13 protein-coding genes are annotated in these 15326 nt (G+C 60.7%); 4 read left to right on the forward strand and 9 right to left on the reverse strand.

Annotated elements, in window-relative coordinates; translation table 11 throughout:
- Positions 1-169: 169 nt before the first annotated feature.
- The gene (locus NCT03_RS10900) at positions 170-622 is read left to right on the forward strand and encodes a GDP-mannose mannosyl hydrolase (RefSeq protein ID WP_244826052.1); all 453 of its coding nucleotides are present in this window, start codon (positions 170-172) and stop codon (positions 620-622) included.
- A 67-nt stretch (positions 623-689) separates the two neighbouring features.
- Here NCT03_RS10900 and galU read toward each other — a convergent pair whose 3' ends face one another.
- On the reverse strand, positions 690-1640 hold the full coding sequence (gene galU / locus NCT03_RS10905; RefSeq protein ID WP_250465410.1) for a UTP--glucose-1-phosphate uridylyltransferase GalU: 951 nt from the start codon (positions 1638-1640) through the stop codon (positions 690-692).
- A 297-nt stretch (positions 1641-1937) separates the two neighbouring features.
- On the opposite strand from galU, the gene NCT03_RS10910 reads away from it, so the two are divergent.
- From NCT03_RS10910 to NCT03_RS10920, 3 genes are all read left to right on the forward strand, one after another.
- Complete coding sequence (locus NCT03_RS10910; RefSeq protein ID WP_250465412.1) at positions 1938-3011, forward strand: GlxA family transcriptional regulator; 1074 nt, start codon at positions 1938-1940, stop codon at positions 3009-3011.
- A gap of 68 nt (positions 3012-3079) precedes the next feature.
- Positions 3080-3670 carry a phosphatase PAP2 family protein gene (locus tag NCT03_RS10915; RefSeq protein ID WP_244826057.1) on the forward strand — a complete coding sequence of 197 codons (591 nt, stop codon included), beginning with the start codon at positions 3080-3082 and terminating at the stop codon, positions 3668-3670.
- A gap of 125 nt (positions 3671-3795) precedes the next feature.
- The gene (locus NCT03_RS10920; protein ID WP_250465414.1) at positions 3796-4728 is read left to right on the forward strand and encodes a LysR family transcriptional regulator; all 933 of its coding nucleotides are present in this window, start codon (positions 3796-3798) and stop codon (positions 4726-4728) included.
- Here the strand turns inward: NCT03_RS10920 and NCT03_RS10925 are convergent.
- From NCT03_RS10925 to NCT03_RS10960, 8 genes are all read right to left on the reverse strand, one after another.
- Complete coding sequence (locus tag NCT03_RS10925) at positions 4652-5764, reverse strand: glycosyltransferase family 9 protein (protein ID WP_250492638.1); 1113 nt, start codon at positions 5762-5764, stop codon at positions 4652-4654. The two genes, NCT03_RS10920 and NCT03_RS10925, sit on opposite strands and share 77 nt — an antisense overlap.
- Positions 5765-5779: 15 nt before the next feature.
- Entirely contained in the window at positions 5780-7696 is a 1917-nt protein-coding gene (locus NCT03_RS10930) for a polysaccharide biosynthesis protein (RefSeq protein ID WP_244826062.1), read from the reverse strand.
- Positions 7693-8742 carry an MraY family glycosyltransferase gene (locus tag NCT03_RS10935; protein WP_250492639.1) on the reverse strand — a complete coding sequence of 350 codons (1050 nt, stop codon included), beginning with the start codon at positions 8740-8742 and terminating at the stop codon, positions 7693-7695. The genes NCT03_RS10930 and NCT03_RS10935 overlap by 4 nt, the downstream gene beginning before the upstream one ends.
- A gap of 125 nt (positions 8743-8867) precedes the next feature.
- The gene (locus NCT03_RS10940; protein ID WP_250465419.1) at positions 8868-9827 is read right to left on the reverse strand and encodes a UDP-glucose 4-epimerase family protein; all 960 of its coding nucleotides are present in this window, start codon (positions 9825-9827) and stop codon (positions 8868-8870) included.
- Positions 9824-10666, reverse strand: coding sequence for a glycosyltransferase family 2 protein (locus NCT03_RS10945; protein WP_250465421.1), 843 nt, complete (start codon positions 10664-10666; stop codon positions 9824-9826). Before NCT03_RS10945 ends, NCT03_RS10940 begins: the two co-directional genes overlap by 4 nt.
- 1123 nt (positions 10667-11789) lie before the next feature.
- A complete protein-coding gene (locus NCT03_RS10950; RefSeq protein WP_250465423.1) occupies positions 11790-12746 on the reverse strand; it encodes a hypothetical protein in 957 nt (318 codons plus the stop codon).
- A 763-nt stretch (positions 12747-13509) separates the two neighbouring features.
- Positions 13510-13983: a hypothetical protein gene (locus tag NCT03_RS10955; protein ID WP_250465425.1), complete on the reverse strand. Its 474-nt coding sequence runs from the start codon at positions 13981-13983 to the stop codon at positions 13510-13512.
- A 691-nt stretch (positions 13984-14674) separates the two neighbouring features.
- Positions 14675-15250, reverse strand: coding sequence for a nuclease-related domain-containing protein (locus NCT03_RS10960; RefSeq protein ID WP_250465427.1), 576 nt, complete (start codon positions 15248-15250; stop codon positions 14675-14677).
- Between the last annotated feature and the right edge of the window lie 76 nt (positions 15251-15326).

Below are 15326 nucleotides of genomic sequence, written 5' to 3' on the forward strand. Positions count from 1 at the left end.
GCCCTTGGCGAGCGGAAAAACCCGTGGCACACGCGGACGATCTTTCGGCGCTTTTCGCCAGTGTCGTTCATGCCTGTCGCGAGAATTCGCGCGCTACACTGAACGCGCGCCGTGCATATCGCGCGAGCAGCATCCATAACGATTAAAAGCAAAGACCAATGGAGCAGCAATGCTGAACGTGGACGATTTCATGACGGTGGTCCGGCTCACGCCGCTCATTTCGATCGACCTGATCGTGACCGACGGCAACCGCCGGGTTCTGGTCGGTCATCGCCGCAATCGACCCGCACAGGGCACGTGGTTCGTGCCGGGCGGGCGCGTGGACAAGGACGAATCGCTCGATGCCGCGTTCAAGCGCGTCGTCAGTAACGAACTGGGCGTGGCGAGCGTCGAGCGTTCGTCGTCGCGCTTTTATGGCGTGTTCGAGCATCGCTACGACGATAACTTCGCCGGCGAGCCCGGCTTCGGCACGCACTACATCGTGCTTGCCTACGCGATGAACCTGAGCGGCACGGTGCCCATCGGCCGCTTCGATCAGCACAGCGATTATCGATGGCTGCTGCCCGATGAACTGCTCGCACGCGAAGACGTGCACGAGAACACGAAGGCTTACTTCCGCTAAGCCGTGCAGCAAAAAAACGGCGCGCATCGCTGCGCGCCGTTCTCATCGAACCGAAACAGATGATGCTTCAGGCGATGACCGTGGAATCTTCGCTCGTGTCGTCGACATCCACATCGGTGCGGACTTCTTCTGCTTGCGCCGCTTCCAGCTTGCCGAAATGCGCGTTCAGGTAGGCGGCGAACTCATCGCGCACTTCCGGATGACGCAGGGCGAATTCGACCGTCGCCTTCAGATAGCCGAGCTTGCTGCCGCAGTCGAAACGCTTGCCATGATAGCGATACGCGAGCACCTGTTCCTGCTCGAGCAACGCGGCAATGGCGTCCGTCAGTTGAATCTCGCCGCCTGCGCCCGGCTTCTGCTCACGCAGGAAGTCGAACACGCGCGGCATCAGCACATAGCGGCCGACCACGCCGAAGTTCGAAGGCGCGAGCGCCGGTTCCGGCTTTTCGACCACGCGCGAGAGCTTGAAGAGACCGTCGTCCCAGGGCTTGCCCTCGATCACGCCATACGAGCGCGAATCCTTGCGGTCGATCTCCTCGACGCCGATCACCGACGAATGATAGTGGTCGAACACATCGACCATTTGCGAGAGCACGGGCGGCTTGCCGTCGAGCAGGTCGTCCGCGAGCACGACCGCGAACGGTTCGCCGCCGACGAGCTTTTCCGCGCACAACACGGCGTGACCGAGACCGAGCGCTTCGGCCTGACGCACGTACATGCAGGTGACATGGCTCGGCAAGATGCCGCGCACGAGTTCGAGCAGCTTGTCCTTGCCGCGCGCTTCGAGTTCGGCTTCGACTTCATAGGACTTGTCGAAGTGGTCTTCGATTGCGCGCTTGCTGCGCCCGGTCACGAAGATCATCTCCGTGATGCCAGCGGCCATCGCTTCTTCGACCGCGTACTGAATCAGCGGCTTGTCCACGACGGGCAGCATTTCCTTCGGACTCGCCTTCGTCGCGGGCAGGAAGCGCGTGCCGAGACCGGCTACTGGGAATACCGCCTTGCGTACCTTGAGCATCGGCTCACCTCGGTTGTCGGTTGCACGAGGCGTTGCGACGCGTCTTGGAGCGTTCGCGGCCGCCTCTTGTTGTGGGATATGTAGTGGAATCAATCGCCCGATTTTATCAGACGACATGAGTGATGCCAGCTTATCGTCCGAATATCGAAATCATCTGCCAACAGTTCGCCATTATCCGACGATGGCGACGGCGTTTGCTGCCTGCCGCGTATAGTGCCACGCATATAGCTTGGTTTTCCCTCTGCTTTTCGCTCCACCAGGGAGATTACGACACAGGGGATGAACAGGAGAAAGTCGATGGTATATGCCAACGGTATGGCCCGGCTGCAGGTCGTGCGCTCGCCCGAAACCGACGCGCCGCCCGCCGATGTGGCCAGCATGGCGAAGCGAATCGGCATTCTGATCTTCGAGGACTTCTCGCTCGTCGAAGTCAGTTCTATTTCCGAAGTCTTTTCGCTTGCCAACCAGGTTCGCCTGCCTGCTCATGCGGGCTCGAACGCTGCGGCGCCGAACTATTCGCTGATGTTCGTGTCCAGTGAAGGCGGGAGCGTGGCGAGCAGCTGTTCCATGCGCATCTGGAGCGAAAGCCTCGAAAACCGCTGGATGAACGAGTGCGATGCCCTTTTCATCGCGGGCGGCGAAGGCGCGCGGCACGCGCGGCACGACGTCATGTTGCGCAAACGCCTTGGGCGTATCGCACCGAAGATCCCGTTCATCAAGGCTATCGGCGAAGGCGCGCACATTCTGGCGGCGGCGAATCTCACGCTGCAGAACCGTTCGCTCGATTTCGGCGATGAACCCGCGCAGGACGCGTTGTCCTCGGCCTTGTCGCCTGCGTTGTCGAACGCACTTTTCATCGCGGAACAAACGCTTACGCTGGACGATCCTAAAGGCCCGATCGCGGCGGCGTTGTCCATCATCAAGCGCGATCACGGCGCGGCGGTAGCGCGCGAAGTGTCGGAGCGCACGCTGCCGGGCGCGTGGCATAAGCTGGCAACCGTGCTGGAAGACACCGACAGCGGCGGCGTGCGCCAGAAGATCGACGCAGCCGCGCGCTGGATGCGCGAGAACTACGTGAAGCCGATTTCGATCACCGATGCGGCGCGCGTCGCGGCCATGAGCGAACGCAACTTCCTGCGCCGCTTCAAGGCGCAAATCGGGCTCACGCCTTCTGAGTATCTCTTGCGCGCGCGACTGGACGCGAGTTGCATGCTTCTTGCGGGAACGGATTTACCGGTGGACAAGATTGCGCGCCGATGCGGCGCGGGCAGTGGCGACGGCCTCGCGAAGATCTTTCGCAAGCGGCTGTCTATCTCGCCGACGGAATACCGCATGGCGGGACGGCGCAAGCAAGCGGCCGACACGACATAGACTTTATGGCGACATAAGCTTAAACAGCGCATGGACCGATGCGCGCCAGGACGGGGTAACAAAAAAGCATGGAAACGAAAATACTCTGGATTTTTTCCAATCTCGGCGACGCGGCGCTTCTTTTGCCGCTCGCACTCGTTTGCGCACTGTGGTTGCGCTCGGTGGACATGCGGCTCGCCATTCGCTGGGCCGTGCTGCTGACGGCCGGCATGGGATTGGTCGGCCTTTCGAAGATTCTCTATGCAGGCTGCGGCCTCGAAGTGCCGGCCATCGAATTTCGTATGATCAGCGGGCACACCATGCTCGCGGCATCGATCTATACGGTCGCCGCAGGCTTGCTCGCGGGCGGGCTCGGAAGAGCGTGGTATCTGCTGGGCGCGGCAGCGGGACTCGTGCTCGCGGCGCTGATCGGCGCAAGTCGTATTCTGCAGGACGCGCACACGCCCGCCGAAGTCGTGGCTGGCTGGCTGCTCGGCGGCCTCATCGCCTTCCTGTTGTTGCGCCATGTGTTTGCCGTGCCGCGCAAGATGCCGCGCGCGCTCGTGGCGGGCCTCGGGCTGCTCGCCGTCTCTTCGATCGCTTACGGTCATCACGCGCCGTTCCAGCGGATGATCGAACACTACTCGTGGTGGCTGTGCCGCGGACTCGGACTGTCGTGATCGTGCGCGCCGGCCACGGTTGCTGCGCGGCTGGCGGGTTCCAAAGTATGATCCCCGCTTGATCAACAGTTCGACCGCCGTGCATGCCTGCATCTTTGCGCGCGCGGCCGTGATTGCAGACGAGTATGGATCGCTTTCTCGCCATGAAGGTCTTTGCGCGCGTCGTCGAGGCGGGCAGCTTCTCCAAGGCCGCCGATGCGCTGCGCCTGCCGCCCGCGAGCGTATCGCGCACGCTGCAAGCGCTCGAAGCGCATCTCGGCGCACGCCTCATCAATCGCACCACACGCAGCATCAGCATCACCGAAGACGGCGAGGCTTACTACGATCGCTGCGTGCGCGTGCTGGGCGAGATCGACGACATGGAAGCGTCGCTCTCGCATTCGAAGCTCAGTCCCAAGGGCAACGTCAAGGTCAGCCTGCCGCAGGTCATGGCGAAGAGCACCATCATTCCCGCCTTGCCGGAATTCTTCGCGGCCTATCCGGATATCGGCGTCGAATTGCTTTTGACGGACCGCTCGGTCGATCTCGTCGAGGAAGCCGTGGATTGCGTGGTGCGCGTCGGCGCGGTCGGCGATGTCGGCCTCGTGGCCAAGCGCATTGGCGCGTATTCGCAGATCACGTGCGCATCGCCCGGCTATCTCGAGAAGTACGGCACGCCGCGCACGCTCGACGATCTCGAACAGCATCTCGCGGTCGGCTACGTGCTCAACAAGTCGGGGCGCGTGCGCAACTGGGAATTCGTCGTCGATAACGAAACGCGCACCATCGCGATGAAGCACAAGATCGCGGTGAACGACGGCGATTCGTACATTGCGTGCGGCGTCTCGGGCCTCGGACTCATCCAGAGTTCGAGCTACACGCTCGACCCTTATGTGAAAAGCGGCGCGCTCGTGGAAGTGCTGAACGAGTATCCGTCGTATGCGCGCGTGGTGTCGGTGCTGTATGCGGCGAACCGGCATCAGCCACGGCGCGTGCGCGTGTTCATCGACTGGGTGGCGGAGCTGTATGGACGCTTGCCCGCGTTTCAGGCGAGCGGCAAAACGGTCTCGCCGTCGTGACGATCGGCATGGTGCGCCAGTCGTAGGCGCCATACACACGTTCGAGCGCGCGAAGGTCCTGCGCTCGGGCACTCGCGTGAATCCCTTGCAGCTCGCTCAGTTTGAACTCCACTGCATGACAGTTGGCGTAATCGCGCGAGCGTAACGCTGCGCCGATGGTCGTGAAGAAAGCCGTCGTCGGCACGTCGAAGCCCGCTGCGATATGCAGCGCGGCGGTATCGGGCGTCGCCAGATAACAGGCGTGTCCGATCCACGCGATGAATTCCGCCGTATCCCTGGAATGCGCCGCGATGTCGCGATAGTGCGGGTGATCGATCGCGCCGAAGCCATACACGGGCAAGCCGAATTCGTCCCACAGACGCGCGACGATGCGCCCACGCGCCGCCTGCGGCACGCTGCGCACTGGCGTGCTCGCGTTGGGACAGAACAGCACATACGCCGCGTCGGCTGCGTGACGCGCGGGCAAGGGCAAGGCCAGATCACGCAGCCAGCGATTGCGCTTGTCTTCCGGCGCTACGCTTAGCGGGTCCACGCCTAACGCGCGGATGAAGAAATCGATCATCGGCATCGAGGCGAAGCTCGGCCAGAAGAGATGATTGCCGAGGTCGATCTTCGGTTCATCGGCGGGCAGGATTGCGAGCGGCACCGGCAGATCGATCACATCGCCCCCGACGAGCGGCGCGGCCAGTTCATACAAGCGCTTCACGTAGCCTGGCGCATGAGCCGGCCGATAAATCGTAAACGTGAGATGCGGCCAGTGTCGCTTGATCGCGAAGAGCGCGGACAGGCCGATGATCGAATCGCCCAGCGTCACACCGAACGCGTTGATGAGATGAACGCGGCGCGCGGCTGCATAGTTCGCCGTGAAGGGCGTGGAGACGGCGCAGAGAATGTCGCGCCGCGCGTCATGTAATGACGTGAAGCCGGAGGCATCGCTACCGGTGGCTTCGAGATCGTAGGACGCGACGATCTCGCCGTGCCTCGATAACAACGAACCCGCATGGGTCAGCGCATGGACTTCGTCGAAAGTCGTCATGCGCTGTTGGCTCCGTCAGAGCGACGCGCCGCGCTCGTTGGCCACTTTCGCCACTTTCGCCACTTTCGCAACCGGCACGCTCTGCAGCGTGGGGTTGGTCACCGTCTGATACTCCGGCACCCAGCGACGCAGATCGCGCCGCACTTCGTCATCCGCGAGCACGCGATGCTGCATGAGCCACGGCAACAACTCGTCGATGAAGTTTTCTGGCACACCTCGCGCCTGCGCGATCCGCAGTTTGGGATGCGGCGTGCGCGTGGTGGTTTCGTCGTCGGCGAGTAGTTCCTCGTAAAGCTTCTCGCCCGGCCGCAAGCCGGTGAACACGATGCGAATCTGTTCTTCGCTGTAACCGTAGAGCCGGATCAGATCGCGCGCCAGATCGACGATCTTCACGGGCTGACCCATATCCAGAATAAAAATCTCGCCGCCACGTCCCATGCTCGACGCCTGCAACACGAGTTGCGCGGCTTCGGGAATGGTCATGAAGAAGCGCGTGATTTCCGGATGCGTCACCGTGACCGGGCCGCCCTTCGCAATCTGCTGCTGGAACTTGGGGATCACGCTGCCCGCGCTGCCGAGCACATTGCCGAAGCGCACCGTCTCGAACTGCGTGTGCGGCGCGGCCTGCTGCAAGGCCTGACACGCCATCTCGGCGAGCCGCTTGCTGGCGCCCATCACGTTGGTCGGATTGACGGCCTTGTCGGTGGAAATCAAAACGAAGTGGCGCACGTCATGGCGAATCGCCGCGCGCGCGACGCGCAGCGTGCCGAGCACGTTATTGCGCACGGCTTGCCAGGCGTTCTGCTCTTCCATCAGCGGCACGTGCTTGTAGGCGGCCGCATGAAACACGATATGCGGCGCAAAGCGCGCCATGGTCTGATCGAGCAGCAGCGAATCCTTGGCGTCGCCGACGACCGGAATCACCGAGCAATCCGTGAATTTCTCGTGCAACTCCTCGATCAGGCGATACATCGCGTATTCGCTCAGATCGTAGGCGACGAGTTGCGCCGGCGAGAAACGCAGAATCTGCCGGCAGAGTTCCGAGCCGATAGAACCGCCCGCGCCCGTCACCATCACCACACGACCGTGCAGCAACTGTTCGACGTGCGGCATGTCGATTTTGACGGGCTCGCGGCCGAGCAAATCCTCGAGATCGATCTGCCGCACGCGCGACAGGAAACCGCCCTCGCCTTGCGTCAATTGACTAAGCGCGGGCAGCACCATGACCTTCACGCCCGCGCGCACGCACAGCGTGGCGACGCGGCGCTGCTCTTCCGCCGATGCCGAGGGAATCGCGATGATCGCGTAATCGGTCTTGTATTGCTCCGCGACCTGCTGCAAGTCGCCGAAACTGCCGAGCACCTTGTGGCCGAGCACTTCGCGGCCTTGCTTCGAGCGGTCGTCATCGAGCAGGCCGACCAGACGCCATTCGCTCGAACGCGCAAGTTCACGCGCCAGCATGGCGCCCGCAGTGCCCGCGCCGAGTACGATCACAGGCTTGCCCTGCCCGACGAGCCCGCCATAGAGATAGAACTCCTTGGTCGCACGATAGAGCGCGCGCGCGCCGCCCATTGCGAGAAACAGCAACAGCGGCTCGACGATCAGCACCGAGCGAGGAATGACCGGCGTTGGTTGCGCCATGACCGCGCCGATCATGACGACGAGCGCGCCGACGGCGACCGACTTCGAGATGCGCATCAGATCGGGCAGACTCGCGAACACCCACATGCCGCGATAGAGACCGAAGACGCGGAACATGACGCCGTAGACAGGCAGCACCCAGATGAGCGCCATGAATGCGCCGTGCTGAAACTCGGGTGGCACCGCGCCGTTGAAGCGGATCATGTAGGCGACGAGCCATGTCGCGGCAACCGCGCACAGATCGAACGCGAAGGCTCCGGCGGAAAGCCAAGGAGCTTTGTATCGAATCATCCGCGTGTACCTCTAGGTTGTCCGGAGTGAAGCGCTTGATGACGGCGCCAGCAAACATCGACGACTGAGCCTGCCGCCACGACAACGACCACCCATACTGCGACCGCCAGCCACTGGCTCGCGGGAGACCACGCGAGCGCCGAGATGGCGAGCACGACGCCCGCGAGCATCAGCAAATACCACGCAAGCGCCGTCCGCGCGTGGCCGGCGCCGGCTTGAACCATGCGTTGATAGTAATGCTCCCGGTGAGCCTGCCAAAACCTTTCTCCGCGCGCGAGACGCTTGAGCAGCGTCACCGACGCGTCGCCGATGAACGGCGAAAACACCAGCGCCGGAAACCAAACGGGCCACGTGCCCTTGAGCCAGCCCCAATATCCGAGTGCTCCAGCCAAGAATCCTAAGGGAATCGACCCCGAATCTCCCAGAAAAATCCTAGCCGGATGAAAATTGAATAGCAAGAAGCCCGCTGCGGCACCGGCGAGCGCCGCGCTCGCGACGCCTAAATCGATCTGCGGCACGGGCCCGGAGAGCGCCGCGACGGCGTAACCGCCGAAACCGAATAGCGCCATGCCGCCTGCAAGGCCGTCGGAGCCATCCATGAAGTTGTAGAGGTTGACGAGCCAGACCATGAGGAAGCCGACCGCAACCAGCGCCCACCAAGGCACCGGCGCGGGATTCAGCGCGATGAGCAGCGCAACGGCGGCCACGTGCGCGCCGAAGCGCACGCGGGCGGGCAAGCCGCGACGATCGTCGATTTGCGATACAGCCGCGAGCACCACGGTCAAGAGCGCGGCAAGCCACAGCGTGGGCGTGGCGACCAGCATGGCGATGACGGCAACCGGAACGATTCCCCATCCGCCGACACGCGGCGTCGGACGGCTATGAAGCGAACGTTCGTTCGGAATATCAGTGGCGAGGCGCCAGGCCAAGCCCGTGCGAAGCAAGGCTGAGAGGATCGCGGCGCATGCTGCGAGCGATCCCGCCGCGACTAAAGCAGCGGCAATCCATGGAGAACTGACGACAAAGGGTGACAGCGGCTGGGTCATTTCCCGGAAGTTGCAAGGTGAGGTTCTTTCGACTGTGACAAATCATGCCCTCTTCGACGCGGTGCGCGTGTTACCGGGGCTTATCCGTTGTTACCGGACGTTAACTCGACATAATTAGCTCGGAATTATGTTTTCCGCAGACGATACGCGCGATACCAGTCCGCCGTTGCGGCGAGGCCTTCGTCGAGCGTGTACGGCGGGCGCCAGCCTAGCACATCGCGGATGTGAGTCGAGTCGATCTGGAGGCTGCCGGTCAGGCGAGCGATTTGAGGAGATTTGCCGGTGAGTCTGCCTGCCAGTTTCAAGGCGCCGACCGGCACGGAGACCAGCCGCGCGGGCTTATGCAGATGATGCCCTAGACGCCGGGCGAGGTCTGCGACACCGGCATCTTCGCCGTCGGTGATGTGGAATAGCTGATTCGCGGCGCGCGGATGCGTGGCGCAGGTGACGAGCGCATCGGCGAGATTCATCACGTAGCAAAGGCTTCTGCGTGCTTCCACCGCGCCGATGGGCAACGGCATGCCCTTGGCGATCGCGTCCATCAGGCTCAGGAAATTGGCGCGCACATCGGGGCCATAGACCAGCGGCGGACGCGCGATCACGATTTCCAGCCCGGTGCGCGCGCCGAACTCCTTCAGCCTGATCTCCGCTTCGAGCTTGGAGACGCCGTATGGATCGGGTGGATGCGGCGTATCGGTTTCCTTTAGCGGACGGCCATCGTCCAGTTCGGCGAGCGCCTTGATGCTGCTCACGAAGACCAAGCGCCGCGCGCCTGCGCGATGTGCCGCGTCGGCGACGCTGAGGGTGCCATCGACATTGATTGCGCGAAAGGCGGCGAGCGGGTCGGTGGCCGCGTCGCTCATGACGTGGACGCGCGCGGCCAGATGAATCACCGACGCGCACTTTTCGAAGGATGTGGGCGTGATTGCATCGAGCGAGCCGATGTGCACGGGCGTGACGCCCGGCTCGACCGCTGCAGCCTCGCGCACGATGCCTACAGGCTCTTTGCCCGCATCGAGCAGCAAGCGCGACACGGCCCGCCCGACGAACCCGTTTGCTCCGGTCACGCCGATGCGCTCGCTCATAGCCATTTCCAGCCGAAGCGGTTGAAGAACCTGCACGCCGATGTGACGAAGAGCTTGATGTGTTTGAAGCCCTTGCGCGCCGCGTCGCCACCATGATGCAGCACGCGTACCGAGGGCACGTAGGCCACGCGGGCAATTTCGTGGGTACGCAGGCTCAGGTCGTAGTCTTCGAAATAGAGGAAATAGCGCGGGTCGAAGCCGCCGAGTTTTTTGAGAACCTCGGTGCGGAATAGCATGAAGCAGCCGCTGACGATGGGCGGGTCCCAGAGGATGCTTTTATCGCCGATGAGGTCGCGCATTTCGTATCGCGCCAGCCGCGCTTCAAATGGCTTTCTCAGGCTTTCGGGGAGGAAGCCTCGGATGAAGAGGTCGAAGACGGTCGGGTAGCGGCGGCAGAGGAATTGCTGGCTGCCGTCGTCTTCAAGTATGAACGGGGAAAGCAGACCGGCTTCCGGATGCGCGTCCATGAAGGCGATTGCCTGAACGAGCGCGTCGCTTTCCAGTTCGATGTCAGGATTCAGGATCAGGTGGTAACGGCTCGATGTGCGTTCTATCGCGAGATTATGGCCCCGGCCATAGCCGACGTTGCCCTGGCCTTCGATGACGTGCGTTTGAAGCGCCGTTTCGCCGGCAACCTCGGACAGGTTGAACCCTTCGTCCGCTCCGTTGTTGATCAGATACAGCGGCGCAGAGACGCTGAGCTCGGCGGGTAACACACAATGCAACGCGTTATCGAGCGTAGTCAGCGTGCGTTCAAGAAGCTGCCGATGCGGCCGGTACACAACGAGGGATACGCTTATCAATTGAGCTGAGCTTGCGCTGGCGTATAGGGAGTTCAACTGCATCCTTAGCGACTGAGTTCTGAACGCGCCACCCTACCGTCGGACGACGCAGCCGACATTTTCCCTGAAATGCGTCGTGCGTAGGAAATAATCAAACGCGGTTTATGCTGGCGGGATGGTTGCGCCGCCCCTGTGAAAGCCTGCGAACCTCGGTATTTTCCACAAGGTGCTCGACTCGACGCTCTTCCAAATGTTACTCAACTCTTCCGCGGAGCAGATGCTTGGGAATAAGCAGCGCCTGAAGGTTGTGGCTGCTATGGCAAGCGCACGGCCTGCTCTCTCTGATTGGCATAACGCGAACTTTCACCGCGTCACCATAGCATTGAAGAAACGACGTCTGCCTCGGCGCTCCGATGTTGAGGGACGATTCTGAACCGGTAAGCCCAACTGTTGACGTACCGGGTCCCTCGACGTACTCGCTGCGTCAACGTCATCTCTATTTCAGTTCCTTTATGGTCAATCACAGCGAGGAATACACCCGGCATATCCCGGCCATTTTTTCCGCAGTAAGGATTGGCATTTTCCCAGACAGCAAGATACCTTGGGTTCTATCACAAAGTAGCTTCGGTGCTGTGACCGGTACGCATTGTTTCCCTTTCACGATGAAAATGTACGCACAATGACTCCATTACTGGTGCACCACAAAACCTCATGCAATCAACGAAGGGGACACGCGCCGTTGTTATCAGCGTTTAACGCCGCAGCCCGCGCTCTCTCTTTGCTCTTCTCTAACAGCGTGCAGCGTAACCTCGTTGAATTAATGCCTAAGACTTTTAGATGCTGCTTCCGCGAGAGCCTGCGGAGCCTGAGTGCTGCTGGACACACACGTGCTATGACTGGCAGCCCTTAACGAAAAGGAGGAGCGACTGAGGATACGTCCGCGCGGACGCCACCGATCACCTTTTTTCCGTCACGACCGATCGCAATCTGTTCAAGCAAATTAGCCGGGAAGGGCAGCTTGCCAATAAGCCCGCGCATCCAACTAGCATAATCCCGACTGCAGTGAGCGACATACGGACAAGTCGATGGCGAGGCATGCGCGCCGCTAAACGCGGAACGATCGTTAAGCAACAACACACGTCACGTAAGCAGCAATGTTGAACTGCGACCCAATCGCACACTACGCACCCAGTCGGGATATCTGAGACTTCACGTGTAGCCAGATTGACAACTGCCGTTCGAGATATTTGCGAAACTTCCTGTCGCCATTTAGTACGAAGGTAGTAACTGTATTGGCTGTCGCATGCCGCCAATGGCCGAAAATAAGCACAGTGTCGTTTCGCTTGAGCGAATGCAACCATTCAGCTTGATTGGTCCATGCCGTCGCGTGCGCGAGTTCTCCTACCATCGGGTCACGAGAATATGAATGCGCTGCAGACGACTTCATATGCAAAACATACAACGATCGACCATGTCTCTTGATAGCCTCAATTTTTGTTACCGTACCCACCAGCGCGACTGGAAAAGAAGTTGCAGTCTTACCGAGCCAACGATAGGCTGCAAGAAATCGCGCTTCCTCGTAGTAGAAATCCTCCCAATTCACCGACATGCCATTGAAGACGAATTCCAGACGGTCTCTAAGACCGGAATCGCTCGCACACAAACTTCGAAGTTGTATCACTCGCTTCGCCGCGCTAATGTACGCCGACAGAAAACGGCGGGAGTCGCTTGAAAAGAACGCACTGCCGTTTCCTGCCATATCAGCCTTGCAAGATGTTTTCGAACGCTTTGAATGCTGGTCCACGTCGCGTATATCAGCGATCGCGAGCAGACGAAAGCGATATTGTCCCCGTTCGATGGCCTGCAAAAGACCAAAGGAACGACGCGCTATCACTTTCAGTTGTTCCTCGACGTTGAACATGCAGCGCTTGTTATGCGCCACCTTCGGAAATAAGCGGAAATACGCCTTGACCGTGCAGGCTTTGCCCCGACTCTCGCGTGCGTGCTGCGGAACGTAACTGACGGGCGCGCTGCAATACACACATTTCAACGGCGGAGCCTCTTGGAGAGAATCGATCGTCTCGGCGGAGATTTCTTGCCCGTCCATTGTTCTAGCCACCCACATTCTTGCAGCCATCTTTTCCCCTCCTTGTTCGTTTGCTAGACACGGTGAAGACCATGCAATGACGCGATGATTTGATGCCACTTCCTTTCTTTCAGCGCACGCAAGTCAACCCTGGCGTCTCTGCGTGCACTGACCCCAAGACGGAATCGAGGGGCGGATACGAAAGTGCGGGAGACAGCTCGCTTGGTGAAGCCTTGGCTGGCACCTTCAGAAAGCGGACGCTCTGACCCGGCGCCCATCTTTTTCCGCGCGATGCTGTTTTCACGGAGGTTCGCGTTGCTGCTCTTCGGCTGTGGCAGCAGTGACGGTGATGAGCGTCCCGCTGCACACGAACGCCGCTCGCCAACAATGACCACTGAATTCGTGGGCACCGGAGGCACCCTCGCCCTTGATCTCAATGTGCGTCGGTCTTGTAATCCCTGCCTTCGTAGGCCGGGCAAAGCAGAGCATCCCGGCTTAAGTACGCCGACGACCGAGGCTGGACAACGCCTTAGAGATTGACGTTTACAAGATTCTTCGCTGGGGTAACGAAGGGCGCACTGCCGCGCAGGGCCCGACGGTTATGACGTCCGGATTTCTCAGCAAGACGTGAGTGTCCAGATTGATTGGACGCGTAAGTGGCGCGAGCGGAATCGCCAGTCGCTAATGAGGCAGACCACGCCAAGCGGCGTGGTCTGCATAAACAACGTCGATCGACTCTGAAGTCAACGTCGCGTCGACGAACGGGCGAAGCACTGCTAAGAAGAAGCCAATAAGACGAGCTTCAGCATCATCGTCACGTCGATTCGTGATCACCCGGAAAGCACATATGTCCGATGATGAATAAAGCCGCGGACGTGAGGCAAAGCAACGCGGTTTCAACGATCACACCTGCGTCCCAGTCCTTGCTTGACTGAACGAGGTAGCACGCGCCGATCAACGAAAGGGCACTCAGCATATGGGCGAAGCGCCGGTTGAGTCGCCGTTGAGCGCGATTGGGAGTTGCGACACTTTTGAGAATCGTCACTAGACGCTCACCGAAAGGCAGCTTGTCCCCCACGGCAAATTCGCCGTCGGGGGCGCCTGTAACGCGATAGATGACGCCGTCTAGCGAAACTCGAATTGACGTGCGGCGCTCTGTCTTTTCGAGTTCGGTAAGCATCGCGCTCAAGCGCGGCGGCAGCAAAATGCGGAATGACGGCTGAACGACAACGCGGTCGGTCAGGATCAAGCCCCCTGCATAGCGGACTTCTAGTACGGCGATTTTCATAAAGCCTCCTTGGCTAAGAAAGTAGCGGCCTTCGGCGATGTGCCGAGCCAGACTACGGTGGTGAAATTGGACAGCGGTGGATCGTGCGCGACGTATGACCGGTCGCGCAGAGAGCCAGCGTGACGGGGAGTTGCTGAAAACGGACAACGAGCAACGTTCTGCGACCGCGCGTGCGCAAGCGTGGCCGTTGCACAGATGTCTGTTTTCATCCGAGGCAAGGCGTTCGTTCCTGCACAAAGCGCCCTCGACTTGCACGAGAACACGAAGGACGACGGGGCACGGAGACCAGCGCTCGAATGCAACGATGGGAAACGATCGAGGGTCGCTCAACGAGCTCGCGTGCGAACCGGGAGAGCGACTCCCCCGAGAGGCCAGGTATAAAAGAAGTGGCAAGCGCGCGTCAGCCGTGCGCTCAGCTAAGGTCGATGCGTAAATACGCGGTGGGTCCAACCAATATAGCGCGCCCAGTGGACGGTTTCCGCTGGAAAGCTTCGTAAAGACGGCGTCTTTTCAGTCTGATAGCGGATATTGATGTCACGGAGCGGGCGGCTCGAGCGGCGGTTGCCGTTCGAGGGCGATAGAGCTCGGTTGGCCCGACGCCGCACCACGGGCAACTTTCGAGGGTTGGCTTGGTTTTCACGTTGCTGCCACAGCGCTGCGATACAACGAAACAGCGATTCGGGCGCCGGTATCACGGGCGCGTGCGCCTGCGAGAGCAAGACCAGTCGATATGGGAAGCGACGTTGTCCGCATCTAAGTAGCGCCGATGCGTTGCACGAAAGCGGTTCAACCTCATGCGCAGGAAGTAGTGCAAGTCTGGCAGGGTCAAGACGCCATCCGGCACGGTCGGATGCAGGCTGCAGCCCGCTTCGCCTAGAACGGCGATACTCTCGACCGGACAGTCGTGTTGAGCCAACACGCAGCGCAAATGCCGCACGGCCGGCTTCGTTCGGCGCAGCGGCGACGTATGAATCGTTATATCGCCGCGGTCATCGACAACGGCCAGTTCATCTTCGTTGGTGCCCGGTTTGACCAGGCCCGTCCAGTGGAAGTGGTTCAAGATGAAGACGCCAAACGGGGTTATCGCGAGGCAATCAACCTGTGTTGTCGGGTTCTTGGTGCCCGGTGCATGTTCGAGTTCGATTGAATGACGCACATGCGCCCAGCCATCGCACGCATGCTGAAAGATCGGCGCAATGCGCATCAGCAACGCGCGGCTCACGCGTTGACGGTTTTTCGCTCCGTTGGTCGGGTCTTTCCTTGTCATGCGGGAATGGCTGAAGGTTTCGTCAGCGGCGCAGGCTGTCTCGTTCGGTAGGTCGTGCGTCGGCATTCCGTCGTGG

Source organism: Caballeronia sp. GAWG1-1, from assembly GCF_023631465.1.
GTDB lineage: Bacteria > Pseudomonadota > Gammaproteobacteria > Burkholderiales > Burkholderiaceae > Caballeronia.

Excerpts from the sequence above, each read along its gene's own strand:
- NCT03_RS10900 (WP_244826052.1), top strand. The coding sequence starts at position 170 with ATGCTGAACGTGGACGATTTCATGACGGTGGTCCGGCTCACGCCGCTC.
- galU (WP_250465410.1), bottom strand. The coding sequence starts at position 1,640 with ATGCTCAAGGTACGCAAGGCGGTATTCCCAGTAGCCGGTCTCGGCACG.
- NCT03_RS10910 (WP_250465412.1), top strand. The coding sequence starts at position 1,938 with ATGGTATATGCCAACGGTATGGCCCGGCTGCAGGTCGTGCGCTCGCCC.
- NCT03_RS10915 (WP_244826057.1), top strand. The coding sequence starts at position 3,080 with ATGGAAACGAAAATACTCTGGATTTTTTCCAATCTCGGCGACGCGGCG.
- NCT03_RS10920 (WP_250465414.1), top strand. The coding sequence starts at position 3,796 with ATGGATCGCTTTCTCGCCATGAAGGTCTTTGCGCGCGTCGTCGAGGCG.
- NCT03_RS10925 (WP_250492638.1), bottom strand. The coding sequence starts at position 5,764 with ATGACGACTTTCGACGAAGTCCATGCGCTGACCCATGCGGGTTCGTTG.
- NCT03_RS10930 (WP_244826062.1), bottom strand. The coding sequence starts at position 7,696 with ATGATTCGATACAAAGCTCCTTGGCTTTCCGCCGGAGCCTTCGCGTTC.
- NCT03_RS10935 (WP_250492639.1), bottom strand. The coding sequence starts at position 8,742 with ATGACCCAGCCGCTGTCACCCTTTGTCGTCAGTTCTCCATGGATTGCC.
- NCT03_RS10940 (WP_250465419.1), bottom strand. The coding sequence starts at position 9,827 with ATGAGCGAGCGCATCGGCGTGACCGGAGCAAACGGGTTCGTCGGGCGG.
- NCT03_RS10950 (WP_250465423.1), bottom strand. The coding sequence starts at position 12,746 with ATGGCTGCAAGAATGTGGGTGGCTAGAACAATGGACGGGCAAGAAATC.
- NCT03_RS10955 (WP_250465425.1), bottom strand. The coding sequence starts at position 13,983 with ATGAAAATCGCCGTACTAGAAGTCCGCTATGCAGGGGGCTTGATCCTG.
- NCT03_RS10960 (WP_250465427.1), bottom strand. The coding sequence starts at position 15,250 with ATGACAAGGAAAGACCCGACCAACGGAGCGAAAAACCGTCAACGCGTG.